Below are 25,498 nucleotides of genomic sequence, written 5' to 3' on the forward strand. Positions count from 1 at the left end.
AGGACTGCCTGTGACTGGCTTGTTTATTACCCTGGAAGGCCCGGAAGGCGCCGGCAAAAGCACCAACCGCGATTACTTGGCAGAGCGCTTGCGTGCCGAAGGCATCGAGGTGGTGTTGACCCGTGAGCCCGGCGGTACGCCTTTGGCCGAGCGCATCCGTGAAGTGTTGCTGGCCCCAGGCGAAGAACAGATGAACCCGGACACCGAGCTGCTACTGGTGTTCGCTGCCCGGGCACAACATCTGGCCGAGGTGATTCGCCCGGCCCTGGCCCGCGGTGCCGTGGTGATTTGCGACCGGTTTACCGATTCCACCTACGCCTACCAGGGCGGCGGCCGCGGGTTGTCATTGGCGCGCATCGCTACCCTGGAAACGTTCGTGCAAGGTGATTTGCGTCCTGACCTGACCCTGTTGTTCGACTTGCCCGTAGAAGTGGGCATGGCCCGCGCCAGTGCTCGTGGTCGTCTCGATCGCTTCGAACTCGAAGGCCAGGCGTTCTTCGATGCTGTGCGCAGCGCGTTTCTCAAACGTGCTCAGGTCGAACCTGCTCGCTATCACCTGCTTGAGGCATCCCAGCCGTTGGCCAATGTGCAGCAGGCCATCGACGGCTTGTTGCCAACACTGTTGGAGCGCGCCCGTGGCTGAAGCCTACCCGTGGCAGGACAGTCTCTGGCAACAGTTAGCCGGCCGCGCCCAGCACGCTCATGCCTACTTGTTGCATGGGCCAATCGGTATTGGTAAACGGGCCCTTGCCGAGCGCCTGATGGCCAGCCTGCTGTGCCAGCGTCCGGTCAACTTGGAGGCCTGTTGCGAGTGCAAATCCTGCCTGTTGCTCAAGGCTGGCAGCCATCCGGACAATTACCTGCTGGAGCCCGAGGAAGCCGACAAGGCAATCAAGGTCGACCAAGTGCGTGATCTCGTCAACTTCGTGGTGCAAACCGCGCAGATGGGCGGGCGCAAGGTGGTGCTGATCGAGCCGGTAGAAGCGATGAATATCAACGCCGCCAACGCCCTGCTCAAAAGCCTGGAAGAACCCTCCGGCGATACTGTGCTGTTGCTCGTGAGCCACCAGTCAAGCCGCCTGTTGCCGACCATCCGCAGCCGCTGCGTGCAGCAGGCCTGTCCGCTGCCAAGCGAGGCGATAAGCCTGCAATGGCTGGCGCAGGCACTGCCAGACTGCTCCGCCGATGAACGTGTCGAACTACTGACCCTGGCCGCCGGTTCGCCCTTAGCGGCCGTGAAGCTGCAAGCCCAAGGCGTGCGTGACCAGCGCGCGCTGGTGGTGGATGGGGTTAAAAAACTGCTCAAGCAGGAACTGTCTGCGACACAACTGGCCGAAAGCGCCTGGAAAGACATTCCCCTGTTGCTGCTGTTCGACTGGTTCTGCGACTGGTCGAGCCTGATCCTGCGGTATCAGTTGACCCAGGATGAAAATGGCCTGGGCCTGCAGGACATGCGCAAGGTGGTGCAGTATCTCGCGCAGAAAAGCGCCCAGGACAAGGTGCTGTCCATCCAGGACTGGATCCTCGCCCAGCGCCAGAAAGTGCTCGGCAAGGCCAACCTCAACCGTGTGCTGTTGCTTGAAGCGCTGCTGGTGCAGTGGGTGGGCTTGCTCGGCCGCCGTTAATTTCCGTGGCCGACGGATGTATCGTCGGCCAGACACTTTCCGTGACTCAAGTTGTAACTTCCTATGCTCGTAGATTCCCACTGCCACCTTGATCGTCTTGACCTCGCCCAGCACGGCGGCTCCCTTGATGCCGCCCTGGAAGCGGCTCGGCAGCGCGGAGTCGGGCATTTCCTGTGCATCGGCGTCAGCGCCGACAACGCCGCCGACGTCAAAGCCTTGGCTGATCGTTATGCCGACGTGGATTGCTCAGTGGGTATCCACCCGCTGGACCTCAAGCCTGGCGAGGCCCCGGCCCTCGACTGGCTGCTGGGCGAACTCAACCATCCGCGTGTAGTGGCCATCGGCGAGACCGGCCTGGATTACCACTACGAACCCGAAGCTGCCGAGTTGCAGCAGGCATCCTTTCGCCTGCATCTGCAAGCCGCCCAGCAGACGGGCAAGCCGGTGATTGTTCATACCCGCGGCGCCCGTGCCGACACGCTCACCTTGCTGCGCGAAGCCGCGTTGCCCCAGGCCGGCGTATTGCACTGCTTCACTGAAGACTGGGACATGGCCAAGGCGGCGTTGGACCTGGGTTTCTATATCTCCCTGTCGGGCATCGTCACTTTTCGCAATGCCGACGCGTTGCGTGACGTGGCCCGCCAAGTCCCGGCCGATCGCCTGTTGGTGGAAACGGACTCGCCGTACCTGGCGCCCATCCCCCATCGCGGCAAGCCCAACCTGCCGGAGTACGTGCGTGATGTGGCGGATTACCTGGCGATGCTGCGGGGTGAGTCCTACGAGCGTTTTGCGCAACAGACTACCGAGAACTTCAAGCGCCTGTTTCCATTGGCTCACGTCGCTTCGTAGATCCAGGGTCAAATTGCGGGCAAAAAAACCCGGGTTCTGGGGGGTGAATCCGGGTTAAGACCATTAGGAGTAAAGCAAGGGCACACAGTCCGTCGGTACCCAGGTCGGCGCTTCACTTGGGGGAGATGTCACGCCGACAGTTCAAGTATTGATCAGTATCTGATTCAGTCCAGTCGCGACTGATCGTTTTTTAAACAGATTTGGAATACACGCGCTTCGCTTGAGTTCTCATTAGGCCGGTGCACGGGTGCAGTTGTTGCGTATTATTTCTGACTGATAGCCATGAAATCGTTGGCAGTCTGAAAGTAAAGTGCATGGCGGGTTCACATAGACGTTGCCCAACGACCGTTCAGTCGGGATAATCCCTCGCACTGGGTAAATCGTATCGCCATGTAATCTTGGTCATGCGCAACCCTCCCTATTCCGACCTTTGCAGACCTCTTCCTCATGCACAAAGAACCCCGTAAGGTCCGTGAGTTTCGCCGCCGTGAGCAGGAAATTCTCGACACCGCACTCAAATTGTTCCTCGAACAAGGCGAAGACAGCGTCACCGTCGAGATGATCGCGGATGCCGTGGGTATCGGCAAAGGCACGATCTACAAGCACTTCAAGTCCAAGGCGGAGATCTATCTGCGCCTGATGCTCGACTACGAGCGCGACTTGAACGAGCTGCTGCATTCGGCCGATGTCGATAAAGACAAGGAAGCGCTGTCCCGCGCTTACTTCGAGTTCCGTATGCGTGATCCGCAGCGCTATCGCCTGTTCGACCGCCTGGAGGAGAAGGTCGTCAAGGGCCATCAGGTGCCAGAGATGGTCGAAGAGCTGCACAAGATCCGCGCCTCGAACTTCGAACGCCTGACCCTGTTGATCAAGGGCCGTATCAGTGAAGGCAAGCTTGAAGACGTACCTCCTTATTTCCACTATTGCGCGGCTTGGGCCTTGGTGCACGGCGCCGTGGCGCTGTACCACTCGCCATTCTGGAGCAATGTGCTGGAAGATCAGGAAGGTTTCTTCCAGTTCCTGATGGACATTGGCGTACGCATGGGCAACAAGCGCAAGCATAGCGCCGAGCCAGCAGCCGTAGAGTCTGCGCCCGTTGAGACGCCTGCGTCGTAATCTTTACTGCCAGGCGTAGTACCCCAGGAATATACTCAGGCAAGGACCTTGCTAAAAGCTGATTTATCAGTCAGTTTTTAGCGCGCCCGAATCATCCTCTGCCGGAGTGATCCATGATCGTTGATCGTCAAGGCAGGCGTTTTCGCAATTTGCGGATCAGCCTGACTTCAGCCTGCAACTACGCGTGTACCTACTGCGTGCCCAACGGCAAGCGGCTGGTGGCTGCCCAAGACGAACTCTCGGCCGAGGCCATGGCCCGTGGCGTGGCTTACCTGATCGAAGCGGCGGGCATCGACCGACTGCGCATCACGGGTGGCGAGCCGCTGGTCAGCCCCAAGCTGGAAGCCTTCATGAGCGCAGTCGGTGGCATGGGGCTCAGCGATATCAGCTTGACCACCAACGGCCAGTTGTTGGCGCGTAAACTGCCGCTGTTGGTGGATGCCGGCATTCGGCGTATCAACGTCTCTCTCGATACCTTGGACGCGGACGCCTTCCGCAGCATCGCCCGTGGTGGCGATTTGGCCACCGTGCTCGATGGCATGGACCAGGCGCGCGCCGCCGGAATCAAGATCAAGGTTAACATGGTGCCGTTGCGCGGCCAGAACCTCGACCAAGTGATGCCGTTGCTCGACTACTGCCTGGAGCGTGGTTACGAGCTGCGCTTTATAGAGTTGATGCGCATGGGCCACCTGGCCAAGGATTCCAACGCGTTCCTGCAGCAATTCGTCAGCCTGCAGCAACTGCTCAGCCTGATTGGCGAACATCACGAATACCTGCAAGCCAACGCACCAGTGGACGCAACCGCAGTTCGCTACGAGGTACCGGGCAAAGGCTACTTTGGCGTGATCGCCAACGAGAGCGTTCCATTCTGCCGTACCTGCTCACGGTTGCGCCTTTCGTCCACCGGCTGGCTGCATGGCTGCTTGTCTTCCAGCAACCGCCACTATGTCGGCGACCTGCTCGACAAACCGCGCCACCAGGCACTGCCGGCGCTGCAAGGCTTGCTGATGAAAGCCCTGGGCGACAAACAGGAAGTGGCATTCTCCGGCGGCGCGACGATCATGAAGATCATCGGCGGCTAACGCTATCCCTAGATTACACATCACCCAATATTGGAGTTGCCTTCAAGCTGGCGCAGAACCTGCATCTCACGTCCATTCGCCGGTTTTCCGTCACCGGCTTCTGGAGGATTAGGATGCGTAATCTGGTTTTGTTGCTGGCGTCATTGACGCTGAGTGGTTGCATGACCGTCAGCGATATGGCCGAAGGCACCCGCTATCAGATGAGCGACGCCGGGTTGCTTGACCACAGTGATACCCGCCGTACCGCCTCGGTTCGCATACAGCCGGACTCCTTTGTTTTCATCGCGCAGGGTGCCTTCGTGCCGCCGGGCAGCGCCTATCCGCGACCGAACGTGGTGGCCGAAGAAGCCTTCAACGGATTCGTCGAATACTTCCCCATGGTGCGCCGCGCCCGTCAGCCCGAAGGTCTGGAACAGGCGATGGCCGAAGCTCGTGCGGCGGGTGCCCATTACCTGCTGTACTGCCGATTCGCCAAGGCAGATGACCGTATCGGCAATGCCGACGAATGGGCCGATCAAGAGGCCTTGGACCGGGTAGGGCTAGACAGTGGCGTAATCCAGATCATGTTGATCGAGACCAGTACCCAGTATTTGATTGATACTGCACGCATTCGCAGTCGTGGCGGTTTACTGACGTTCCACGACAATCGGCCACAAGACTTGATTGCCCGCCCGCTGGCGCAGTACGCCCGAGGCCTGCTGGGTATGAGCGATCAGTAAGGCCAGATCAAAAAAAGGGAGAACCCCATGACCGATTCCGCCAAGGCCAACGACCTGTTGGCCCAACTGCCCAAAGGCAAGGGACCGGCGCCGGTGCACCTGTGGAACCCGGACTTCTGCGGCAACATCGACATGCGCATCGCCCGCGATGGCACCTGGTTCTACCAAGGCACGCCTATTGGGCGAAAGCCGATGGTCAAGTTATTCTCCAATATCATTCGCCGCGATGGCGATGATTATTTCCTGATTACTCTCGTGGAAAAAGTCGGCATCACCGTCGATGATGCGCCCTTTGTCGCGTTGACCCTGGAGGTTGAAGGGCAGGGTGAAAGCCAGTTGCTGCGCTTCACCACCAACGTCGATGAACAGATCGAAGCCGATATCGAACACCCGATGCGGGTGGTCATCGACCCCGTCACCCAGGAACCTGCGCCCTATCTACGGGTGCGTACCAACCTCGAAGCGCTGGTGCACCGCAACGTGTTCTATCAATTGGTCGAGCTTGCTGTAAGCCGTCCGATCAACGGTCAGAACTGGCTGGGCGTTTGGAGCGGTGGCGAGTTTTTCCCGATCGGCGTGGAACCTTGAGGCCGGTTTTTTCACCTTCTTGAAATAATAAGCTTGCTGCTAACGGGCGCTTTCGGTTATCAATTTGTACATGATTAGACATGTTCGATTTGATAAGAAAAAACGCGTCGTCGACGAGCTCATCCGCCGTATCGAGGGTGGGGTGATGGCCGACGGTTTCCTGCTGCCAGGCGAGCACCAACTAGCGGAAGAGTTTGCAGTCAGCCGCGGCACCCTGCGCGAAGCCCTGGCCGAACTCAAGCGGCGCAATTACATTGCGACCCAGAGCGGCGTCGGCTCCATCGTCACATTTGACGGCATGGTGCTCGATCAAAACAGCGGGTGGGCCCAGGCCTTGGCGGACAATGGCGCCTTGGTGACCACCGATGTCCTGCGCCTGGAAGCGGTGACGCGCCCCGACCTGTTCAGCCGGTTCGGCACCGATCAATTTATCGCCCTCGACCGCCGCCGGCGCACCACCGATGGTACCGCCGTTTCCCTTGAACGTTCGTTGATGCCCGCGTCCGGTGGCCTGGAAAGCCTGCCCCGTGTCGGCCTGATCGACAATTCCCTGACCATCACCCTGGCGGCCTACGGCTATGTCGGCGCCGAAGGTGACCAGTGGATCGGCGCCGAACCCCTCAGCGATGAAGACGCCCAACTGCTCGGTCGCCCGGCGGGGACCGTATTCCTCAAGGCATCGCGCACCACCTATGACCGGCGCGAGCGTTTCATGGAGCACGTCGAAAGCTTGCTTGACCCTCTGCACTTTCGCCTGCACCTGCAATTTGGATCGTCGAAATGACCTCGAATAACCGCGCCGTTGGCGCTTTCTACGGTCTCGCGCTGGGCGATGCCCTGGGCATGCCTACTCAGTCCCTCAGCCGCGAGCAGGTGCGACAGCGCTTCGGTGCTATCACCACCTTGGAAGATGCCGGTGCCGACCAACCTATCGCGCCGAACATGCCCGCCGGTTCCATTACCGATGACACCGAACAGGCAATTCTGGTCGGCGAGTTGCTGGTTGAAGGCCAAGGCAAGATTGAGCCCACCGTGCTCGCCCAGCGCCTGATCGACTGGGAAGCGGTGATGCGTGCCAAGGGTTCCCAGGACCTGCTCGGCCCGTCGACCAAGCGTGCCATCGACATGATCCTCGCCGGTCATACCCCGGAAGAGTCCGGCCGCTACGGCACCACCAACGGTGCTGCCATGCGCATCACGCCGGTGGGAATCGCCGCCGATGTCAGCGACCCGGCAGCGTTTATCCAGGCGGTCATCCAGGCGTGCCAGGTCACCCACAACACCACCTTGGGCATCTCCAGTGCAGCGGCGGTGGCGGCGGTGGTGTCAGCCGGTATCAACGGTGCGGATCTCGGCGAAGCGTTGAATATTGGCGCCCAGATCGCCCGACAGGCGGAAGGCCACGGTCATTGGATTGCTGGCGGGCGTATCTCCACCCGTATCAGTTGGGCGCGCACTCTGAGTGTTGGCAGCGGCGACAAAGCGTTGTTTGCTGAACTGCTCTACGAATTGATCGGCACCTCAGTCGCCTCCCAGGAGTCGGTGGTGGTGTCGTTTGCCCTCGCCCAGCAAGTGGCAGTGGGGGATATGAACGCCTTCGAGGCTTTGTGCCTGGCCGCCAGCCTTGGCGGTGACACCGACACCATCGCGGCGATTCTGGGTGCAATGCTCGGCGCCTGTTTAGGCATGCAGTGCTGGCCTGCGGCAATGATCGAACAGATCAAGGCCGTGAATGGGTTGGACTTGCAGCCGTTGGTTGAAGATCTGTTGAAAATGCGCTGAGTCAGGACAGTTGGGAAGACCGATTCACCTTGCACACCTGCCACAACCACAACAATACCGGCACCAGGAGCACCCCCTCATGAGCAGCACCTCTTCCGGCCAAAGCGCCGGACAATTGGAAACACGCGGCATCGAACCGGTCCCCGAAGGCGAGTGCAATGGCCATCCGCTGCAACTGTTCTGGGTGTGGTTCGCCGCCAACATCAGCATCCTTGGCTTGCCGCTCGGCGCGACGCTGGTGGCGTTCCGTGGCCTGGCAATCTGGCAGGCGATCATCGTGGCGATCCTCGGCGCAGCAGGCTCCTTCGCGGTGGTGGGCATCATCTCCATCGCTGGCCGTCGTGGTAGGGCTCCCAGCCTGACCCTGTCCCGCGCTATCTTCGGCGTGCGTGGCAATATCGGCCCAACGCTGGTGTCGCTGATGTCGCGCCTCGGCTGGGAAACCGTCAATACCACCACCGCCGCCTTTGTGCTGCTGTCGTTGTGTTCGATCCTGTTCGGGTCGCCGGTCGAGGCCAAAAGCGCGCCGATGCTGACCCTGATCTTCATTGCCATCTTCGTGTTGCTGACCCTGTCCGTTTCCGGCCTGGGCCATGCCACCCTGCTGGTCATCCAGAAGTGGGCCACGTACGTGTTTGGTGCGTTGAATATCCTGGTCGGCGGCTTCCTCTGCGCCACCATCGACTGGAGCGCCGTGTTCAACGCCACACCCGCACCGCTGAGCGCAATGATCATCGGCATAGGCACCATGGCCGCCGGCACCGGTATCGGTTGGGCCAACGCCGGTGCCGACATGTCGCGCTACCAGCACCGCAGCGTCAAGGCCGCGCGTCTGGTGGCATCCGCCGCGTTTGGTGCGGGCATTCCGCTGGTACTGCTCATCACCCTCGGCGGCTTGCTGTCGGTGGGCAACAACGACCTGGCCTCGGCCACCGACCCGATCATCGCGATCCGCGACATGCTGCCTACCTGGATGGCCGTGCCGTATTTGATCACCGCGTTCGGTGGTTTGCTGCTGTCCAATAACCTGTCGGTATACTCGGCCGGTCTCACCACCTTGACCCTCGGTTTGAAGGTCAAGCGCGTGCACGCAGTGATCGTCGACATCGTCGCGATCTTCGCCGGTTCGATTTACTTCATGTTGATTGCCGACAGTTTCTACGGTCCGTTCATCACCTTCATCTCGTTGCTGGCGGTGCCGATTACCGCGTGGGTCGGGATCTTTGTGGTCGACCTGATCCACCGTCACTACTACAGCCCCAAGGATCTGCTGGACGTCAGCCCCAGCAGCGCCTACTGGTATCGCGGCGGTGTGGAGTGGCGTGCGTTCGGCGCGTGGGCCGTGGCGATTGTGCTGGGCTTCAGCTTCACCACCATCGGCACCACCGCCGAAAATATCTGGTTCGCCGGGCCGCTGTCCGACTCCTGGCTGGGCCACAACGGCCTGGGCTGGATCGTCACCTTTCTGGTGGCCGGCGGGATTTATGCCGTACTGGGCGGCGCGGCTGATCGTCGCCCAGCGTTAGTAGAGAGCCCCAATGTCTAGATTGCTGCACACCGGCCAGGTCATTGTTGACCTGGTCATGGCCCTCGATACCTTGCCCGCCACCGGCGGCGACGTGCTCGCCAAGTCCGCCGGTTTCGAAGCCGGCGGCGGCTTCAATGTGATGGCGGCGGCACGACGCAATGGGTTGCCGGTGGTTTACCTGGGGCGCCACGGCAACGGCCGTTTTGGCGACCTGGCCCGCGCGGCGATGCAGGCCGAGGGCGTGGAAATGGCCCAGGCGGCAAGTGAGGGAAAGGACACCGGGTTGTGTGTCTCGCTGACCGAGGCCACCACCGAGCGCACCTTCATCTCCCATATCGGCGCTGAAGGTGACTTGACTGCCGATGACTTAGCGCGCGTCGTTCCCCAGGCTGATGATTATGTATACGTCAGCGGCTACAGCCTGCTGCTGGAAGGCAAAGCGCAGGCATTGCTCGATTGGTTACTGTCGTTATCCCGCGCGATCACCGTGGTGTTCGACCCGGGCCCGCTGGTCAAGGCGCCCGATTCTGCACTGATGATTGCCTTGCTGCCACGTATCGACATCTGGACCAGCAATGGCCCGGAAGCCTTGGCGTTTACCGGTGCGAAAACACTGGCGGACGCACTGCTGGACCTCAATCGGCATCTGCCTGATGGCGCGCTGCTGGTGGTGCGTGATGGGCCGAATGGCTGTTGGGTCAGTCGTCACGGACATGCCGACCATGTGCCAGGCTTTAAGGTGAGGGCGGTGGATAGCAATGGCGCGGGTGATGCGCATGCGGGGGTGTTTATTGCAGGTTTGGCTGCGGGTTTGACACCGTGTGAGGCGGCGCGTCGGGCGAATGCGGCGGCGGCGCTGGCGGTGACCCGTTGGGGCCCGGCCACCTCGCCCGGCACCGACGAAGTTGATGCTTTGCTCACTCACTGAGCGCGGAGCAGACATGTGGAAGGGGGCGTGCTCCCGATTGCAGTGCATCAGCCCATGTACAGGTAGCTGACACGCCGCTATCGGGAGCACGCCCCCTCGCACATTTGGTTGGTGTGGAGGCTACTGACCGGCGTCCAGTTTGCGCGCCTCATCCACTCCAGATGCCGTCAGCTTGATCGGCAAGTTCAGCGAGTATTCGCCGGCGTCGTCGGTGGTCACATGCCCATCCTTGATAAACCCGCGGTCCTGTAGGAACGCCAACACACTGGCGACCTCCTTTTCGCCGCGGTAGTTATCCAGCACCTCCTTGCCCAAACCTTGTGGGTGGGCGTGCAGCAGGCGGGTGAGGACTTCTTTTTCAAGGTTTCTATCGACGTTCATGCGTACCTCTTCACTGGGAAATGATCGGGTGTTCATCTTGCGGTCGAGTGCTTAAGGCGCAGGTTGTTTCGGCGCGCCGGGCAGGTTCGAGTCGTCGCCTTTGTTGATCTTCGGCTCATTGATCGACGGGCCCATTTTACCGTTGCCGACTGCGGCAGGTGCCTGGCGCTCGGTGTCGTGGCCCTTGGTATGCGGGTCGGCGCCGTTGGCGTTATCAATGACTGCGCCACCATTGGTGTCCAGGCCGGTGCCCATGGATTTTTGCGATTCGGTGGTGGCGTCAGGCGTAGGATCGGTCGGGCCGGTGGTCGAGCTGGCAGCGACGGCGCTCAGCGATGCGGCGGACAGCAGGCCGGTGAGGGCGAAGGCAGCAAACTTGGAAGGCTTCATGAGGATATCTCCATAGAATTAATGTCCTTACCCTCTATTGGTCAGTTGCCGTTTGTTGATGGTGCCTTGATGGCGACGAACGGTATCAGCGCGCCTGTAAGATTTTGTGTGGCGCGGCCCCTCACCACTCCCGCCGCGCCACCCCCGGCTTTGTCGTGTGCGTGCGGGTGCTTGCAGCAGCGCAGGCCGGCGTAACTGCACGGCCCATGAAAATGCGCTGCAATCAGTCATCAAAGCGCCTTAGTATGTCGGCTTTGAAATTGCCCAAGGCTTGCCCATGACCATCGAGATTCGCCCCGCCGTGCCCAGCGATGCTGCGCAGATCCTGACGTTCATCACCGAACTCGCCGAGTACGAGAAAGCCCGGCATGAAGTGATCGCCAGCGTGGTGGATATCCAGCGCAGCCTGTTCAGCGAGGGCGCCACCGCCCATGGCCTGATCTGCTTGCGCGATGGGCTGCCGATTGGTTTTGCGGTGTTCTTTTTCAGCTATTCCACCTGGCTGGGCAGCAACTGCTTGTACCTGGAAGACCTCTATATCAACCCCGAGCAGCGCGGTGGCGGGGCGGGCAAGAAGTTGCTGCGCCACCTGGCCAAGATCGCGTTTGATAACGGCTGCGCGCGCTTCGAGTGGAGCGTGCTGGACTGGAACGAGCCAGCGATTGCCTTCTACAAATCCATCGGCGCCCAGCCCCAGGAAGAGTGGGTGCGCTATCGCATGGAAGGTGATGCATTACGGGATTTTGCCCTGGGCTGATTGTCATCCTGCCTACAAAACCGGCCAATCCAGGGCCGGTTTTTTTATGTCAAAGCTCACAATATGGGATGCAAATTTATATATTGAGATGTTTCTGGGTCTGGGTTTATAGTCGGCGGCATCAGCACTCACTACCAAAAATAAAACAGGTGAAGCGATGCAGGCACAACCGTTGTCACTCCCCGCCGTGCCCGAGCCCACTTACGGCGAGCGGCTCAAAGGCAAGGTGGTGATCATCACCGGCGCCGCCCAAGGCATTGGCGAAGCGATCGTCGCGTGTTTCCAGGCCCAGCAGGCGCGCCTGGTTATCGCCGATATTCAGGGTGAAAAAGTCGAGAAGGTGGCCGCCCATTGGCGCGAACGCGGTGCGCAGATTTACGCGCAAGCCGTCGACATCACTTCAAAAGAGCAATGGCAGGCGCTGGTCAATGTGGCCATTGAGCGCTTTGGTCGCGTGGATGTGCTGGTCAACTGTGCTGGCGTCAATGTGTTCTGCGACCCGCTGGAGATGACCGACGAAGATTGGCGCCGCTGCTTCGCCATTGACCTCGACGGCGCCTGGTTTGGCTGCCGCACGGTGCTACCGCACATGATTGAGCAGGGCGTCGGCAACATCATCAATATCGCCTCCACCCATTCCAGCCACATCATTCCTGGTTGCTTCCCGTACCCCGTCGCCAAGCATGGCTTGCTCGGCCTCACCCGCGCCCTCGGTATCGAATACGCGCCCAAGGGCATTCGCGTTAACGCTATCGCGCCGGGCTATATCGAAACCCAACTCAACGTCGACTACTGGAACGGTTTTTCCGATCCTCACGCCGAGCGCCAGCGCGCCTTTGACCTGCACCCGCCCAAACGCATCGGCCAGCCGGTGGAGGTGGCGATGACTGCGCTGTTTTTGGCCACCGACGAGGCGCCCTTTATCAATGCTACCTGCCTGATGATCGATGGCGGGCGGTCTGTGATGTATCACGACTAGAACTTTTACCGCTCAATAACAATAAAAGGTGTCGTTCATGAAAAAAGCCCTACGCGTCCTTGCCGCCGCCGTTGCTTTAAGCAGCCTCAGCAGCCTCAGCAGCCTCGCATCCGCCGAAGAAGTGAAGATCGGCTTCCTGGTTAAACAAGCCGAAGAACCCTGGTTTCAGACTGAATGGGCCTTCGCCGAAAAAGCCGGCAAGGAACACGGTTTCACCGTGATCAAAATCGCCGTGCCCGATGGTGAGAAAACCCTCTCCGCCATCGACAGCCTGGCCGCCAACGGTGCCAAGGGCTTTGTGATCTGCCCGCCGGACGTGTCCCTCGGCCCAGCCATCGTGGCCAAGGCCAAGCTCAATGGCTTGAAAGTCATGGCCGTGGATGACCGCTTCGTCGATGCCAAAGGCAACTTCATGGAGGACGTGCCGTACCTGGGCATGGCCGCTTTTGAAGTCGGCCAGAAACAAGGCGCCGCCATGGCTGCCGAAGCAAAAAAACGTGGCTGGGACTGGAAGGACACCTACGCGGTGATCAACACCTTCAACGAACTCGACACCGGTAAAAAACGCACCGACGGCTCGATCAAATCCCTTGAAGAAGCCGGCATTCCGAAAGACCACATCCTCACCGCTGCACTGAAAACCCTCGACGTCCCCGGCAGCATGGACGCCACCAACTCGGCGCTGGTCAAGCTGCCCAGCGGTGCGAAAAACCTGATCATCGGCGGCATGAACGACAACACCGTGCTTGGCGGCGTGCGCGCTACCGAAAGCGCAGGCTTCAAAGCGGCCAACGTGATCGGCATCGGCATCAATGGCACCGACGCCATCGGCGAACTGAAAAAGGCCGACAGCGGCTTCTTCGGCTCCATGCTGCCAAGCCCGCATATCGAGGGCTATAACACGGCGCTGATGATGTACGAGTGGGTTACCAAAGGTACCGAGCCACCGAAGTACACCGCGATGGATGAAGTCACCCTGATCACCCGCGCCAACTTCCAGGAAGAACTGACCAAGATCGGGCTGTGGAAATGAGTGCGGCGGCCCTGCGGTTTGAGGGTATCGGCAAAACCTTTCCCGGGGTCAAGGCGCTGGACGGCATCAGCTTCAGCGCCCAGCCCGGGCAGGTGCATGCCTTGATGGGCGAGAACGGCGCGGGCAAGTCGACGCTGCTGAAAATCCTCGGCGGCGCCTACATTCCCAGCAGCGGCACGGTGCAGATCGGCGAGCAGACCATGGCGTTCAAATGCGCTGCGGACAGCATCGCCAGCGGCGTCGCGGTGATTCACCAGGAGCTGCACCTGGTGCCGGAAATGACCGTGGCCGAGAACCTTTTCCTTGGGCACCTGCCGTCGCGTTTTGGGGTGGTCAACCGGAGCCTGCTGCGCAAGCAGGCCCTGGCGTGCCTTAAGGGTCTGGCCGATGAAATCGATCCTGAAGAAAAGCTCGGGCGCTTGTCCCTGGGCCAGCGCCAACTGGTGGAAATCGCCAAGGCGCTGTCCCGTGGCGCCCATGTGATCGCGTTCGACGAACCGACCAGCAGCCTGTCGGCGCGGGAGATCGACCGTTTGATGGCGATCATCACGCGCCTGCGGGATGAGGGCAAAGTGGTGCTGTACGTGTCGCACCGCATGGAAGAGGTGTTCCGGATTTGCAATGCCGTGACGGTGTTCAAAGACGGGCGTTACGTGCGCACTTTTGATGATATGAGTGCGCTCAGCCACGACCAGTTGGTGACCTGCATGGTCGGTCGCGACATTCAGGATATTTACGACTACCGCCCGCGAGAGCATGGCGAGGTCGCACTCAAGGTCGACGGGTTGCTGGGGCCTGGCCTGCGTGAGCCGATCAGTTTCGACGTGCGCAAGGGCGAGATTCTTGGCTTGTTCGGACTGGTCGGGGCAGGGCGCACGGAGCTGTTTCGTTTGCTCAGCGGGTTGGAACGCAGCAGCGCTGGCAGCCTGCAATTGTGCGGTGAAAACCTGCAACTACGCTCACCTCGCGACGCCATCGCCGCCGGTGTGTTGCTGTGTCCGGAAGACCGCAAAAAGGAAGGGATCATTCCGCTTTCCAGCGTCGCCGAGAACATCAATATCAGCGCCCGTGGTGCCCATTCCTCGTTCGGTTGGTTGCTGCGCGAGCCCTGGGAGAAAGGCAACGCCGACCAGCAAATCAAGGCGATGAAAGTCAAAACCCCGGATGCGCAACAGAAAATCATGTACCTGTCCGGCGGCAATCAGCAGAAGGCTATTTTGGGTCGCTGGCTGTCGATGCCGATGAAGGTCTTGCTGTTGGATGAACCGACGCGGGGCATCGACATCGGCGCCAAGTCGGAGATCTACCAGATCATCCATAACCTGGCGGCCAGCGGCATTGCGGTGATCGTAGTGTCCAGCGACTTGATGGAAGTCATGGGTATTTCCGACCGCATCCTGGTGCTGTGCGAAGGCGCCCTGCGCGGTGAACAAACCCGTGAAAACGCCACCGAATCCAACCTGCTGCAGCTGGCCCTGCCGCGCCGCGTGACGAACTGAGAGACGACCATGAACACTCAAAACAACGCGTTGCCCACCGCACGCAAACCCTTCGACCTGCGCGCACTGCTCGACAACTGGGCGATGCTGTTGGCGGCGGTGAGCATCTTTGTGCTGTGCGCCTTGCTGATCGACAACTTCCTCTCACCGCTGAACATGCGCGGCCTGGGCCTGGCGATTTCCACCGTGGGCATCGCCGCGTGCACCATGCTGTTCTGCCTGGCGTCGGGGCACTTCGACTTGTCGGTGGGCTCGGTGATCGCCTGTGCCGGCGTGGTGGCGGCGATTGTGATGCGCGACACCGAGAGCGTCATGCTCGGCATCGGCGCCGCGCTGCTGATGGGCCTGATCGTCGGGCTGATCAACGGCATCGTCATCGCCAAGCTGCGGGTCAATGCGTTGATCACCACCTTGGCCACGATGCAGATCGTGCGCGGCCTTGCCTACATCTTTGCCGACGGCAAGGCGGTTGGCGTGTCCCAGGAGCAGTTCTTTGTGTTCGGCAACGGCCAGTTGTTCGGCGTGCCGGTGCCGATTTTGATCACCATCGTGTGCTTTGTGTTTTTCGGCTGGCTGCTGAACTACACCACCTACGGGCGCAACACCATGGCCATCGGCGGCAACCCGGAAGCGGCGTTGCTGGCAGGGGTGAACGTTGACCGCACCAAGATCCTGATCTTCGCCGTGCACGGTCTGATCGGCGCGTTGGCCGGCGTGATCCTCGCCTCGCGCATGACCTCGGGCCAGCCGATGATCGGGCAGGGTTTTGAGCTGACGGTGATCTCGGCCTGTGTACTGGGCGGGGTGTCGTTGAGTGGTGGGATTGGCATGATCCGCCATGTGATCGCGGGGGTGTTGATCCTGGCGATCATCGAGAACGCGATGAACCTGAAGAACATCGACACGTTTTATCAATACGTAATCCGCGGTTCGATCCTGCTACTGGCGGTGGTCATCGACCGCATGAAACAGCGCTGAACCCTCGCCATGTGAAGCTCAAACTGTGGGAGGGGGCTTGCTCCCGATAGCAGTGGGTCAGGTAATGAATATGTAGTTGACACACTGCAATCGGGAGCAAGCCCCCTCCCACAGTTTTAATCGGCGGAGAATTTGAATACGGTGTTTTGGCTGTAAGTTTGTCCTGGGTTCATCAATACGTGATCTGCGGTTTGATCCTGCTACTGGCGGTGGTCATCGACCGTATGAAACAACGCTGAACCCTCGCCATGTGAAGCCCAAAATGTGGGAGGGGGCTTGCTCCCGATAGCGGAGTGTCAGTTTGCACATTTGTCTCTGACACACCGCCATCGGGGGCAAGCCCCTCCCACCTATAGATCTCAACTGTATTGACGGGCGGTATTTGCCATAATGCCCGCGCTTTCATACTTATAGGCCCGATATGCAGGAAAACGCCCACACCCCCGTCAAAGACGCCGCTCCCACCGGCACCCAGACCCTGCTGCGTGGCTTGGGCGTGGTGCAGGCAGTGGCGGCCGGTGCGCGGGATCTGAAAGAGATCGCCAAGCGCATCGGCACCACCCGCAGCACCACCCACCGCCTGGCCAGTTGCCTGGTGGATGAGCGTTACCTGCGCGTAGTGCCGCAAGTCGGTTACCTGCTGGGTCCAAAGTTGATTGAACTGGGCTTCCAGGCACGGGAAGAGCTGCCATTGGTGACCCTGGCGGTGCCGTATCTGGACGAGTTGTCGGCGCTGACCGGTGACACTATCCACCTGGCGATTCGCGAATTTGACGACGTGCTGTACCTGCACAAGAACCCCGGCCGTAATGGCCCGGAAATGCGTTCACGGGTCGGCCATCGCATGCCGTTGGCGCGCACGGGCGTAGGCAAGGCAATGCTGCTGGATGACACGGTGCAAGAGTGGCAACGCTTGTACGAAACCAGCCTGCCGGCGGGAGGAAAAAACCTGCAGTGGCCGCAGCACCCGGAGCAATCCTGGGCACAGTTCGAGCAGCGTATGCATGAATATGTGGTGGGCGGTTATGCGTTCGACCTGGAAGACAACGAACCGTCGATCCGCTGCGTGGCGGCACCGGTGCGCGATGCGAGCCGGCGAATCGTCGCCGGCATCAGCATCGCCAGTACCGTGCCTTATATGCCGCTGGAGAAAATGGCCGAGCTGATCCCTGTCATCAAACAAGTCGCAGCGCGGCTTTCAGCGGAGTTGGGCGCGAAGGTCTGATCAGACCTTCAGGGTCGCCATGTCGATGACAAAGCGGTACTTCACATCACCGGCGATCATGCGGGCATAGGCCTCGTTGATCTGGCGGATGTCGAGCATTTCGATGTCGCAGGTGATGCCATGCTCGGCGCAGAAATCCAGGACTTCCTGGGTTTCGGCAATGCCACCGATCAGCGAACCGGCCAGTACTTTACGGCCCAGCACCAGCTTGGCTGCATTCACCGGCGGGTCCACTGGCTCGATCAAACCCACCAGGATGTGCACGCCGTCAAAGCGCAGCACGTCGAGGTAGGGGTTCAGGTCGTGCTGCACTGGGATAGTGTCCAGCAAGAAATCAAAGTGCCCGGCAGCGGCTTTCATCTGCTCGGCGTCGGTGGACACGATCACGTGGTCGGCGCCCTGGCGACGGCCTTCTTCAGCCTTGCTCGCGGAGCGGGTGAACAGCGTGACTTCCGCGCCCATGGCCTTGGCGAACTTGATGCCCATATGGCCCAGACCGCCCATGCCCAGGATCCCGACTTTATCGCCGGCCTTTACGCCGTAGTGCTTGAGCGGCGAGTAAGTGGTAATGCCGGCGCACAGGATCGGCGCGGCGCTGGCCAGGTCGAGCTTGGCCGGAATCTTCACCACAAAGTGCTCGCTGACCACGATGCTGTCGGAGTAGCCGCCCATGGTGTTGCTGCCATCCACACGATCCGGCGTGGCGTAGGTCATGGTCGGGCCTTCGAGGCAATATTGCTCCAAGTCCGATTTGCACGCTTCACAGTGACGGCACGAATCGACCATGCAGCCTACGCCGACGAGGTCGCCGATTTTATGCGCGGTAACGCTGGCGCCGACGGCAGTGACCTTGCCGACAATTTCGTGACCGGGCATCAGCGGGTACACAGCGATGCCCCATTCGTTGCGCGCCTGGTGGATGTCGGAGTGGCAGACGCCGCAGTACATAATCTCGATCGCCACGTCATCGGCGCGCGGGCTGCGGCGTTCAAACGACATGGGGGCGAGGGGAGTGGTGGCCGACTGGGCGGCATAACCGATGGCGGTATACATGGTGAAACCTCGCAAAAAGCAGTGACAAGTGAGGCGGGCCATTCTCCCCATCGACCGTCGAGGCGACCATGGCGATTGCTCCGAGTCTCATGCCTATTCGTCCGGGAGTGCCCCTTGTTTGGATTTATGTGCCGCCAGACCTGCGATGATGCTCTCATCCCTTTTTCGCGAAGTTTTTTGCCATGTTGTTGACCCGCCATCTCGACGCCAACGCCACGTTGGTTTCCCTGATTGAGGGGCTCACGCCCTGTGACGGTTTTTCCCCTACCCATCTGCCCGGTGTGAAGGTGCTGCGCGCCAGTTGCGACGTGGCGCGCGGCCCGCAGATCTATGAGCCGAGCCTGATGTTCGTGGCCCAAGGCAGCAAACTCGCTTATCTGGGGCCGCGGACCCTGGAGTATGGCGCTGGGCATTACTTGATCCAGGCGATGCCCGTGCCGTTCGAGTGCGAGACATTCGCCATGGCGCCCGGAGCACCGCTGTTGGGTGTGTCGGTGGGTATCGACCGTGTGGTGTTGGGGGAGTTGGTGATGGCCATGGGCATGCAGGCTGGGCCGCCACCGACCCCGCAAACCCTGGAGTCGATGAGTTCGGTGGTGCTGGATGACGCCATGCGCGGTTGCGTCGAACGGTTGTTGCAGTGCCTGCACGATCCGCTGGAAAGCCGGATCATGGGTCCAGCGCGGGTGCGCGAATTGTTGTTCACCGCGCTGCGCGGGCCGCAGGCGGATGTGCTGCGCGCGTTGGTAGAGCAACAGGGGCAATTCTCGCGGATTGCCACGTCGTTGAGTCACCTGCATGCCCATTTCGCCGAGCCGCTCAATATCGAGACGTTAGCCGGGTATGCGCACATGAGTGCGTCGACCTTCCATGAGCACTTCAAGCGCTGCACCTTGCTGTCGCCGGTGCAGTACCTCAAGCGTCTGCGCCTGCTCAAGGCCCAGCAATTGCTGCTGGTGGAAGGCATGGGCGTGGCCCAGGCGGCGCACAACGTGGGTTACCAGAGCACGTCGCAGTTCAGTCGCGAATACAAGCGCTACTTCGAGCGCAACCCGGGGGAAGAGCGCGCGGCTTAGTAGTAACGTCGCGGGTCAGAATCGATCAGGCTGGCCAACTTGGTCAGGGCGAAGCGCAGCTCGTCCTGACTGGTGGGCGACATCAGTACCAGCCGTACACTGCGCGTCACCCCGGAACGTTCGGCCTGGAACTGAGTGCCACTGAGCACCAGCACCCCATTGGCCCGCGCCAGCATGGTGAATTCGTCGCTGGTCCAGGGTTCGGGCAGCGTCAGCCAGACATGGTAGGAGTACGGCTGGGTCTTGAGTTCGTAATTGGCGAAGATCTCTTGGGCAATCGCTTGGCGCCCGGCGGCTTCGTTGCGCTGGATACGGATCAGTTTTTTGTCCAGGCCTTCGGTGACGACATTGCTGGCCAGTTGCGCAGTCAGTGGCGACGGCATCCACACGCTGCTGCGGACCATCGATGTCAAGCGTGACAGTAGTTTTGGCGGGCTATACAGGTAGCCGATGCGCAGCGCAGGCATCACCGACTTCGACAGGCTGGTCAGGTACACCGAACGGTCCGGGGCGAACGCCGACAGCGGTTTGATTGACGGGTCGGTGGCGAGAAAACCGTAGATGTCATCGTCGAGGATGATGAAGTCGAACTCTTCGGCCAGCGCCGCGATTTGCGCCCGACGCTTTTGCGACATGATCGCCGCCGTCGGGTTCTGGCAGGTTGCCACGCAGACCAGCATCGCCGGTTTTTCGCGCTGGCACAGTTCGCGCAGTGCCTCGGGGATGATGCCTTCGTCATCCATCGGCACGCCCCGCAGACGGCGCTCCAGGCCGTGGGCCAGGGAAATGATGCCGGGGTAGCAAAGCGCTTCGCAGAGCACCAGGTCGCCGGCGTTGGTCAGGGCGCTCATGGCCACCATCAAGCCATGCTGGGCCCCGGCGGTGATGATCACTTGCTGCCACTGCGCATCGGGCAACGAATGCCGCAACCACTGTGCACCCGCCTCGCGATGAGCCGGGTGGCCGCCATCGGGTGCGTAGTCCAGGGCGCGCGCGAAATCGGTGCTCTTGGCCATGCTCACCAATGCATCGCGCAGCCAGTATTCCAGGGTTTCGCTGTAGGGCTTGATGATCGACAGATCGAGCAGTTCGGACTGCCCAAGATTCAAGGGTACGGACGCGCTGTTACTCGCCGGCAGTTCCAACTGCTTTTGATTGAGCACATACGTGCCGCGCCCCACTTCACCCTGCACCAGGCGACGCCGCTGGGCTTCGCTGTACGCGCGGCTGATGGTGCCCGGCGTGACATTCAGCGTCGTGGCCAGCTCCCGCAGGGTCGGCAGGCGATCGCCTTCGTTCAATACGCCGTTGCCGATATCGCGTGCCAACGCATCGGCAATCGACAAATACATCGGCTGGCCGAATTCGCTTAGCTGGGGAACCCACATGAATGATCACTGCCCATCGTAGAAATGATGAATATCCGAGCATATCACATGGAGGTTAGGCAACTAATAAATCGACACAATTGGCGAATTGATTCGATTGATCCCGTGATTGAATCGATATTGATCGCTAGGTTTAGATATTTTTTGGTTTTTTAATCGCCTTATAAATCAAATAATTAAATGCCTAATGGCGCGAAAAAAGGCACGTATAGCAAAAAAACATCCCGTAACAACCTCGCCAGCTATTGAATCAACTCAATTCCTTCAAATACACTCATCTCGAATCGAAGCAATCGACTCAATCTTCCCCTGTTCACTGCCCGGCCCCGCCGCGCCAAGTCGAGACATCATGGACACACTCAGAAAGGATCTATCCCTGTCAGCCGTCATCGCGGGCTTTATTGCCGTGATCATTTCTTATGCCGGCCCGTTGATCATCGTGTTTCAGGCGGCCAAGGAAGCGCACCTGCCCAATGACGTGGTGTCTTCGTGGATCTGGGCGATTTCCATCGGCAGCGGCATCACTGGCCTGTTCCTCAGCTGGCGCCTACGGGTTCCGGTGATTACCGCGTGGTCCACACCTGGCGCGGCATTGCTCGTCTCGATGCTGCCGACGGTGACGCTGCCACAGGCCATCGGTGCCTATGTGGTCGCGTCGGTGATCATTGCCGTGGTGGGGTTGTCCGGCGCATTCGACAAGTTGATGAGTCGACTGCCCAAGGCCATCGCCGCTGCCATGCTTGCCGGCATTCTGTTCCGCTTCGGCGCCGAGCTGTTTACCTCGATCAAGCTGCAACCCGCGCTGGTACTGTCGATGATCGCGGCCTACCTGATCTTCAAACGCCTGTCGCCGCGCTACGCAATTCTTTCGGTGTTGATTATCGGCTGTGCAGTCGCCGCCTCGTTTGGAGAGTTGAACAGCACGGCAATCACCATCGCTGTGGCGCACCCGGTGTTTATCGCGCCGGAATGGAGTTGGCACGCCATCATCAACATCGGCCTGCCGCTGGCGCTGGTGACACTGACCGGGCAGTACGTGCCGGGCATGGCAGTGTTGCGTACTTCGGGCTACAACACCCCGGCGCGCTCGATCATTTCGGTGACGGCGATCGGTTCGGTGCTGATGGCACCGTTCGGTTCCCACGGCTTCAACCTCGCCGCGATCACCGCTGCCATCTGCACCGGCCGCGAAGCCCACGAGGACCGCGACAAACGCTACATCGCCGGGATCGCCTGCGGGGTGTTCTACATCCTGATGGGCACCTTCGGCGCGACCCTGGCTTCGGTGTTTTCCGCCTTGCCTAAAGAGTTGATTGCGTCCCTCGCCGGGTTGGCCCTGTTCGGTGCGATCAGCGCCGGGCTGACCGGTGCCATGGCCGACGAGAAGCAACGGGAAGCCGCGTTGATCACCTTCCTGGTCACCGCCTCGGGCATGAGTTTCCTCGGCTTGGCCGCGGCGTTCTGGGGCTTGATCTTTGGTCTCGTCGCCCACTTCGTGCTGACCTACACCCGAGAAAGCAAGGCCATCGCGATGGCTGAGGGCAGCCGTCCATGACCGCACGTTACGATTTCATAGTGGTGGGCGGTGGCATCGCTGGCGTGTCGGCGGCGTATGAGCTGGCGGCCCACGGCAGCGTTTGCCTGCTGGAGCAGGAGCAGCAACTGGCCTATCACACCACTGGCCGTTCGGCGGCGATCTCCATGGAGAGCTACGGCAACCAGCAGATCCGCTCGCTGACCTGCGCTTCCCGAGGCTTTTTCGAGAACCCGCCCGAAGGCCTGGCCGAACACCCGCTGTGGTCGCCACGCGGTGCCTTGATCGTGGCACAAGCGCAGCGGGTGGACAAACTGGCTGCGCGGTTCACCGCGGTGCTCGGGCAAGTGCCCACGGCAAAGTTCCTCGACGACAAACAGGTGCTCGAACTGGTGCCCTACCTGGCCGAAGGCGCCTGGAGCGCAGGCATCTATGAGCCCAGCGCGTTCGACCTGGATGTGCATGGCATTCATGGCGCCTACCTCGGCGGCCTGCGGGGGCGCGGCGGTGTGGTCAAGCGCGAAGCCGAAGTGGTGCGCGGCGAACACCGCAACGATCACTGGACCTTGCACACCGCTGACGGCCAACGGTTGGAGGCGGCGATCGTGGTCAACGCCGCCGGTGCCTGGGCTGATGAGTTTGCCCAGCGTTGCGGGGTGCCCAAGGTTGGTGTGCGGCCGCTGCGCCGCACGGTGCTGGCGGTGGATCCGCAGTGCGACGTGCACCACACGCCGTACCTGGGCACGGTGGACGAAGATATTTTCATCAAGCCGGAAGCCGGGCGCCTGATCGTCTCGCCCTGCGATGAAAACCCGTCGCTGCCCTGTGACGCGCTGCCTGACGAGCTGGACCTGGCGATCACCATGGACCGTCTGCAAAGCACTACGCGCCTGCGTCCACGCTCGATCATCAACAAGTGGGCAGGCCTGCGTACCTTTGTTGCCGACCGGTCCCCGGTGCTCGGCCAGGATCCGCAACACGAGAGCTTTATCTGGCTAGCCGCCCTCGGTGGCTACGGGATTCAAGCCGCGCCAGCCATTGCCCGGCTGTGCAGTCACGCGGCGCTGGGCATCGCCATGCCGACCGATCTGGCGGCGCTGCAACTCAACTACCAGCATTTCTCCCCGGCGCGTTGCCGCGACGAGGCGTTTTCCAGCCTGGCCGTCAAACAGGTTGCCGATTTGCACTAACCCTCCACCCACTTCACAAGGAACGTCACCATGCAGACCAACGCTCAACACCAGTCCGTCGCCAAGCCTTTCCTGGGCGAAGAAAACGTGATCTTCACCGACAAGGCGCCGCTGCCCCTGGGCACGTATTCCCAAGGGATCAAGGTCAGTCACGGGCAAACCATCTACCTGTCGGCACAGACTCCCGTCTCGGCGCTGAACAACGAGGTGCTGGCCAAGGACTTCGAAGGCCAGTTGCGTCAGACCCTGGACAATCTGCAGCAAATGGCCGAGGCCGCAGGCGGCACTTTGGCGAACGTGGTCAAGGTCACGGCGTTCATCACGGACTTGAGCGAGTTCCCGACCCTCAACCGGGTGATGGAGGAGTACTTCACCCAGCCATACCCGGCGCGCACCACTGCCGGGGCTAGCGCCCTCGCGCGCAATACCCTGGTCGCCATCGACGCCATCATGGTGGTCTGAAGCCCACTCTCTGCGTGCAGTGCCCGTCGGTCCGGGGCAGTGGACCGACGTCGGCAGCAAAAGCACCCGCACCGCGTATTTTCAGGGGTTGGTCATGAAACATTCGTACAGCGAGTATGTGTTGCAGTGCCTGGTCTGCGATCGCAGCTACCAGCCGCATGAGGTCAGCTACTACTGCCCTCATTGCAAAACCGACGGTGCCCTCGATGCGCTTTACGATTATTCGACGCTCAAGCGCGAATGGTCCAGGGACACCCTGGTCCATGATCACGCCCGAGGCATGTGGCGTTATGACCGGCTGATGCCATTGCGTTCGACGCAGTTCATCCCGCCGCTGCTGGTGGGGAATACGCCGCTGTATTCGCGCCCGGAACTGCTCGGTAGGGGCGCGCGGATCAAGGTCTATATCAAAGATGAATCGCGCCAGCCCACCGGCTCGCTGAAAGACCGCGCCAGCGCCCTGGCGGTGGCCCATGCCATGCAGTCCGGTGCACGCACCGTGGCGGTGGCCAGTACCGGCAACGCCGCCTCGGCCCTGGCCGGGATGAGTGCAAGCCTGGGCCTGCATAACGTGATTTACCTGCCCAAAAGTGCGCCCCGCGAGAAGCTCGCTCAGATGCAAGGCTATGGCGCCGAGATTGTACTGGTCGATGGCCAGTACGACGAAGCCTTCGAACAATGCCTCAACGCCTGTGAAACCCACGGTTGGTACAACCGCACCACCGGGATCAACTCGTACATGAGCGAAGGCAAGAAAACCGTGGCCTTCGAGATGTGCGAGCAGCTCAACTGGCAGGTGCCGGATCTGGTGTTCGTGCCGGTCGGTAATGGCTGCATTCTGGGCTCGGTCTACAAGGGGTTCTTCGACCTGCTGCAAATGGGCTGGATCGAGCGTATTCCACGTCTGATCGGCGTCCAGGCCGAGCACAGCAACTTTATGTACCGGGCCTGGCGCAGTGACCGGCCGATGCAGCAGATTGAACGCATTGCCCCCACCAGCCTGGCCAGCAGCATCAATGTGGCCTTGCCGCGCGACCGTCTCAAAGCCATGCGCGCCGTGACGGCCAGCGGCGGCGAGTTCATTTGCGTCAGCGATCCGAGCATTGTCGCGGCGGCTTCCCGCTTGGCCGCCAGCACCGGTGTGTTTCCCGAGGCCGGCGCGGCGAGTGCCTTCGCCGGGCTGCTCAAGTACGCCGAAGCACACCCCGACACCCCGCAGACCGCCGTGATCCTGATCACCGGCAGCGGTTTGAAAGACACCTCCATTTTTCTCTCCAACTCGACCAGGGGCCAGACACGGGTGCAATCCCAGCCCCTGGCCGACCTGCTGACCTAG

26 protein-coding genes are annotated in these 25,498 nt (G+C 60.8%); 22 read left to right on the top strand and 4 right to left on the bottom strand.

Features of this window, described 5'->3' with window-relative positions; translation table 11 throughout:
- Positions 1 to 10: 10 nt before the first annotated feature.
- From tmk to AB4N82_RS17090, 11 genes are all read left to right on the top strand, one after another.
- Positions 11 to 643 (top strand): dTMP kinase, encoded by a 633-nt coding sequence (gene tmk / locus AB4N82_RS17040; protein ID WP_460102333.1) that lies wholly within the window; start codon positions 11 to 13, stop codon positions 641 to 643.
- Positions 636 to 1,625 carry a DNA polymerase III subunit delta' gene (locus tag AB4N82_RS17045; protein WP_122764443.1) on the top strand — a complete coding sequence of 330 codons (990 nt, stop codon included), beginning with the start codon at positions 636 to 638 and terminating at the stop codon, positions 1,623 to 1,625. Before tmk ends, AB4N82_RS17045 begins: the two co-directional genes overlap by 8 nt.
- A 63-nt stretch (positions 1,626 to 1,688) precedes the next feature.
- Positions 1,689 to 2,474 (top strand): TatD family hydrolase, encoded by a 786-nt coding sequence (locus tag AB4N82_RS17050; RefSeq protein WP_095185663.1) that lies wholly within the window; start codon positions 1,689 to 1,691, stop codon positions 2,472 to 2,474.
- 447 nt (positions 2,475 to 2,921) lie between these two features.
- Positions 2,922 to 3,590 carry a TetR/AcrR family transcriptional regulator gene (locus AB4N82_RS17055; protein ID WP_032886812.1) on the top strand — a complete coding sequence of 223 codons (669 nt, stop codon included), beginning with the start codon at positions 2,922 to 2,924 and terminating at the stop codon, positions 3,588 to 3,590.
- A gap of 113 nt (positions 3,591 to 3,703) precedes the next feature.
- Entirely contained in the window at positions 3,704 to 4,672 is a 969-nt protein-coding gene (locus AB4N82_RS17060) for a GTP 3',8-cyclase MoaA (RefSeq protein WP_095185661.1), read from the top strand.
- A 113-nt stretch (positions 4,673 to 4,785) separates the two neighbouring features.
- Positions 4,786 to 5,391 (top strand): DUF4823 domain-containing protein, encoded by a 606-nt coding sequence (locus tag AB4N82_RS17065; protein ID WP_032886814.1) that lies wholly within the window; start codon positions 4,786 to 4,788, stop codon positions 5,389 to 5,391.
- Positions 5,392 to 5,418: 27 nt separating this feature from the next.
- A complete protein-coding gene (locus AB4N82_RS17070; protein WP_122764442.1) occupies positions 5,419 to 5,979 on the top strand; it encodes a DUF1285 domain-containing protein in 561 nt (186 codons plus the stop codon).
- Between the two features lie 70 nt (positions 5,980 to 6,049).
- The gene (locus tag AB4N82_RS17075) at positions 6,050 to 6,763 is read left to right on the top strand and encodes a GntR family transcriptional regulator (protein ID WP_032886816.1); all 714 of its coding nucleotides are present in this window, start codon (positions 6,050 to 6,052) and stop codon (positions 6,761 to 6,763) included.
- Entirely contained in the window at positions 6,760 to 7,761 is a 1,002-nt protein-coding gene (locus AB4N82_RS17080; protein ID WP_032886817.1) for an ADP-ribosylglycohydrolase family protein, read from the top strand. The genes AB4N82_RS17075 and AB4N82_RS17080 overlap by 4 nt, the downstream gene beginning before the upstream one ends.
- 79 nt (positions 7,762 to 7,840) lie before the next feature.
- Positions 7,841 to 9,307, top strand: coding sequence for a purine-cytosine permease family protein (locus AB4N82_RS17085; RefSeq protein WP_122764441.1), 1,467 nt, complete (start codon positions 7,841 to 7,843; stop codon positions 9,305 to 9,307).
- A complete protein-coding gene (locus AB4N82_RS17090; RefSeq protein WP_122764440.1) occupies positions 9,300 to 10,217 on the top strand; it encodes a PfkB family carbohydrate kinase in 918 nt (305 codons plus the stop codon). The genes AB4N82_RS17085 and AB4N82_RS17090 overlap by 8 nt, the downstream gene beginning before the upstream one ends.
- A gap of 120 nt (positions 10,218 to 10,337) precedes the next feature.
- Here AB4N82_RS17090 and AB4N82_RS17095 read toward each other — a convergent pair whose 3' ends face one another.
- Both AB4N82_RS17095 and AB4N82_RS17100 read right to left on the bottom strand, forming a co-directional pair.
- On the bottom strand, positions 10,338 to 10,598 hold the full coding sequence (locus AB4N82_RS17095) for a hypothetical protein (protein WP_032886820.1): 261 nt from the start codon (positions 10,596 to 10,598) through the stop codon (positions 10,338 to 10,340).
- Positions 10,599 to 10,649: 51 nt separating this feature from the next.
- Positions 10,650 to 10,988: a hypothetical protein gene (locus AB4N82_RS17100; protein WP_032886822.1), complete on the bottom strand. Its 339-nt coding sequence runs from the start codon at positions 10,986 to 10,988 to the stop codon at positions 10,650 to 10,652.
- A gap of 277 nt (positions 10,989 to 11,265) precedes the next feature.
- On the opposite strand from AB4N82_RS17100, the gene AB4N82_RS17105 reads away from it, so the two are divergent.
- The 6 genes from AB4N82_RS17105 (at position 11,266) to AB4N82_RS17130 (ending at position 17,459) form a co-directional block, all read left to right on the top strand.
- Positions 11,266 to 11,745 carry a GNAT family N-acetyltransferase gene (locus tag AB4N82_RS17105; RefSeq protein WP_032886823.1) on the top strand — a complete coding sequence of 160 codons (480 nt, stop codon included), beginning with the start codon at positions 11,266 to 11,268 and terminating at the stop codon, positions 11,743 to 11,745.
- Positions 11,746 to 11,902: 157 nt separating this feature from the next.
- Entirely contained in the window at positions 11,903 to 12,724 is an 822-nt protein-coding gene (locus tag AB4N82_RS17110; protein WP_032886824.1) for an SDR family oxidoreductase, read from the top strand.
- 37 nt (positions 12,725 to 12,761) lie between these two features.
- Entirely contained in the window at positions 12,762 to 13,757 is a 996-nt protein-coding gene (locus AB4N82_RS17115) for a substrate-binding domain-containing protein (RefSeq protein ID WP_122794283.1), read from the top strand.
- Positions 13,754 to 15,256: an L-arabinose ABC transporter ATP-binding protein AraG gene (gene araG / locus AB4N82_RS17120; RefSeq protein ID WP_095186530.1), complete on the top strand. Its 1,503-nt coding sequence runs from the start codon at positions 13,754 to 13,756 to the stop codon at positions 15,254 to 15,256. The genes AB4N82_RS17115 and araG overlap by 4 nt, the downstream gene beginning before the upstream one ends.
- Before the next feature lie 9 nt (positions 15,257 to 15,265).
- On the top strand, positions 15,266 to 16,234 hold the full coding sequence (gene araH / locus AB4N82_RS17125; RefSeq protein WP_122681215.1) for an L-arabinose ABC transporter permease AraH: 969 nt from the start codon (positions 15,266 to 15,268) through the stop codon (positions 16,232 to 16,234).
- A 421-nt stretch (positions 16,235 to 16,655) separates the two neighbouring features.
- Positions 16,656 to 17,459, top strand: coding sequence for an IclR family transcriptional regulator (locus AB4N82_RS17130; protein ID WP_032887414.1), 804 nt, complete (start codon positions 16,656 to 16,658; stop codon positions 17,457 to 17,459).
- On the opposite strand, the gene AB4N82_RS17135 is transcribed toward AB4N82_RS17130, so the two are convergent.
- Complete coding sequence (locus AB4N82_RS17135) at positions 17,460 to 18,512, bottom strand: NAD(P)-dependent alcohol dehydrogenase (RefSeq protein WP_122764526.1); 1,053 nt, start codon at positions 18,510 to 18,512, stop codon at positions 17,460 to 17,462.
- Between the two features lie 182 nt (positions 18,513 to 18,694).
- Here AB4N82_RS17135 and AB4N82_RS17140 point away from each other — a divergent pair, with 182 nt between their 5' ends.
- On the top strand, positions 18,695 to 19,588 hold the full coding sequence (locus AB4N82_RS17140; protein WP_032887418.1) for an AraC family transcriptional regulator: 894 nt from the start codon (positions 18,695 to 18,697) through the stop codon (positions 19,586 to 19,588).
- Here the strand turns inward: AB4N82_RS17140 and AB4N82_RS17145 are convergent.
- Entirely contained in the window at positions 19,585 to 20,976 is a 1,392-nt protein-coding gene (locus AB4N82_RS17145) for an aminotransferase-like domain-containing protein (RefSeq protein WP_095185323.1), read from the bottom strand. The genes AB4N82_RS17140 and AB4N82_RS17145 overlap by 4 nt on opposite strands.
- Positions 20,977 to 21,325: 349 nt before the next feature.
- Between AB4N82_RS17145 and AB4N82_RS17150 the strand changes: the two genes are divergently transcribed.
- From AB4N82_RS17150 to thrC, 4 genes are all read left to right on the top strand, one after another.
- Positions 21,326 to 22,531, top strand: a complete 1,206-nt coding sequence (locus AB4N82_RS17150; RefSeq protein WP_032887422.1) for a benzoate/H(+) symporter BenE family transporter — start codon at positions 21,326 to 21,328, stop codon at positions 22,529 to 22,531.
- A complete protein-coding gene (locus AB4N82_RS17155) occupies positions 22,528 to 23,700 on the top strand; it encodes an NAD(P)/FAD-dependent oxidoreductase (RefSeq protein ID WP_095185324.1) in 1,173 nt (390 codons plus the stop codon). The genes AB4N82_RS17150 and AB4N82_RS17155 overlap by 4 nt, the downstream gene beginning before the upstream one ends.
- A 30-nt stretch (positions 23,701 to 23,730) precedes the next feature.
- A complete protein-coding gene (locus tag AB4N82_RS17160; protein ID WP_050442841.1) occupies positions 23,731 to 24,162 on the top strand; it encodes a Rid family detoxifying hydrolase in 432 nt (143 codons plus the stop codon).
- A gap of 94 nt (positions 24,163 to 24,256) precedes the next feature.
- Positions 24,257 to 25,498: a threonine synthase gene (gene thrC / locus AB4N82_RS17165; protein WP_032887425.1), complete on the top strand. Its 1,242-nt coding sequence runs from the start codon at positions 24,257 to 24,259 to the stop codon at positions 25,496 to 25,498.

Source organism: Pseudomonas sp. H1_D04 (assembly GCF_054683855.1).

What these genes read in the sequence shown, in the direction of transcription:
- AB4N82_RS17050 (WP_095185663.1), top strand. Translation starts at nt 1,689, where the DNA reads ATGCTCGTAGATTCCCACTGCCACCTTGATCGTCTTGACCTCGCCCAG.
- AB4N82_RS17055 (WP_032886812.1), top strand. Translation starts at nt 2,922, where the DNA reads ATGCACAAAGAACCCCGTAAGGTCCGTGAGTTTCGCCGCCGTGAGCAG.
- AB4N82_RS17060 (WP_095185661.1), top strand. Translation starts at nt 3,704, where the DNA reads ATGATCGTTGATCGTCAAGGCAGGCGTTTTCGCAATTTGCGGATCAGC.
- AB4N82_RS17065 (WP_032886814.1), top strand. Translation starts at nt 4,786, where the DNA reads ATGCGTAATCTGGTTTTGTTGCTGGCGTCATTGACGCTGAGTGGTTGC.
- AB4N82_RS17070 (WP_122764442.1), top strand. Translation starts at nt 5,419, where the DNA reads ATGACCGATTCCGCCAAGGCCAACGACCTGTTGGCCCAACTGCCCAAA.
- AB4N82_RS17075 (WP_032886816.1), top strand. Translation starts at nt 6,050, where the DNA reads ATGATTAGACATGTTCGATTTGATAAGAAAAAACGCGTCGTCGACGAG.
- AB4N82_RS17080 (WP_032886817.1), top strand. Translation starts at nt 6,760, where the DNA reads ATGACCTCGAATAACCGCGCCGTTGGCGCTTTCTACGGTCTCGCGCTG.
- AB4N82_RS17085 (WP_122764441.1), top strand. Translation starts at nt 7,841, where the DNA reads ATGAGCAGCACCTCTTCCGGCCAAAGCGCCGGACAATTGGAAACACGC.
- AB4N82_RS17090 (WP_122764440.1), top strand. Translation starts at nt 9,300, where the DNA reads ATGTCTAGATTGCTGCACACCGGCCAGGTCATTGTTGACCTGGTCATG.
- AB4N82_RS17095 (WP_032886820.1), bottom strand. Translation starts at nt 10,598, where the DNA reads ATGAACGTCGATAGAAACCTTGAAAAAGAAGTCCTCACCCGCCTGCTG.
- AB4N82_RS17100 (WP_032886822.1), bottom strand. Translation starts at nt 10,988, where the DNA reads ATGAAGCCTTCCAAGTTTGCTGCCTTCGCCCTCACCGGCCTGCTGTCC.
- AB4N82_RS17105 (WP_032886823.1), top strand. Translation starts at nt 11,266, where the DNA reads ATGACCATCGAGATTCGCCCCGCCGTGCCCAGCGATGCTGCGCAGATC.
- AB4N82_RS17110 (WP_032886824.1), top strand. Translation starts at nt 11,903, where the DNA reads ATGCAGGCACAACCGTTGTCACTCCCCGCCGTGCCCGAGCCCACTTAC.
- AB4N82_RS17115 (WP_122794283.1), top strand. Translation starts at nt 12,762, where the DNA reads ATGAAAAAAGCCCTACGCGTCCTTGCCGCCGCCGTTGCTTTAAGCAGC.
- araG (WP_095186530.1), top strand. Translation starts at nt 13,754, where the DNA reads ATGAGTGCGGCGGCCCTGCGGTTTGAGGGTATCGGCAAAACCTTTCCC.
- araH (WP_122681215.1), top strand. Translation starts at nt 15,266, where the DNA reads ATGAACACTCAAAACAACGCGTTGCCCACCGCACGCAAACCCTTCGAC.
- AB4N82_RS17130 (WP_032887414.1), top strand. Translation starts at nt 16,656, where the DNA reads ATGCAGGAAAACGCCCACACCCCCGTCAAAGACGCCGCTCCCACCGGC.
- AB4N82_RS17135 (WP_122764526.1), bottom strand. Translation starts at nt 18,512, where the DNA reads ATGTATACCGCCATCGGTTATGCCGCCCAGTCGGCCACCACTCCCCTC.
- AB4N82_RS17140 (WP_032887418.1), top strand. Translation starts at nt 18,695, where the DNA reads ATGTTGTTGACCCGCCATCTCGACGCCAACGCCACGTTGGTTTCCCTG.
- AB4N82_RS17145 (WP_095185323.1), bottom strand. Translation starts at nt 20,976, where the DNA reads ATGTGGGTTCCCCAGCTAAGCGAATTCGGCCAGCCGATGTATTTGTCG.
- AB4N82_RS17150 (WP_032887422.1), top strand. Translation starts at nt 21,326, where the DNA reads ATGGACACACTCAGAAAGGATCTATCCCTGTCAGCCGTCATCGCGGGC.
- AB4N82_RS17155 (WP_095185324.1), top strand. Translation starts at nt 22,528, where the DNA reads ATGACCGCACGTTACGATTTCATAGTGGTGGGCGGTGGCATCGCTGGC.
- AB4N82_RS17160 (WP_050442841.1), top strand. Translation starts at nt 23,731, where the DNA reads ATGCAGACCAACGCTCAACACCAGTCCGTCGCCAAGCCTTTCCTGGGC.
- thrC (WP_032887425.1), top strand. Translation starts at nt 24,257, where the DNA reads ATGAAACATTCGTACAGCGAGTATGTGTTGCAGTGCCTGGTCTGCGAT.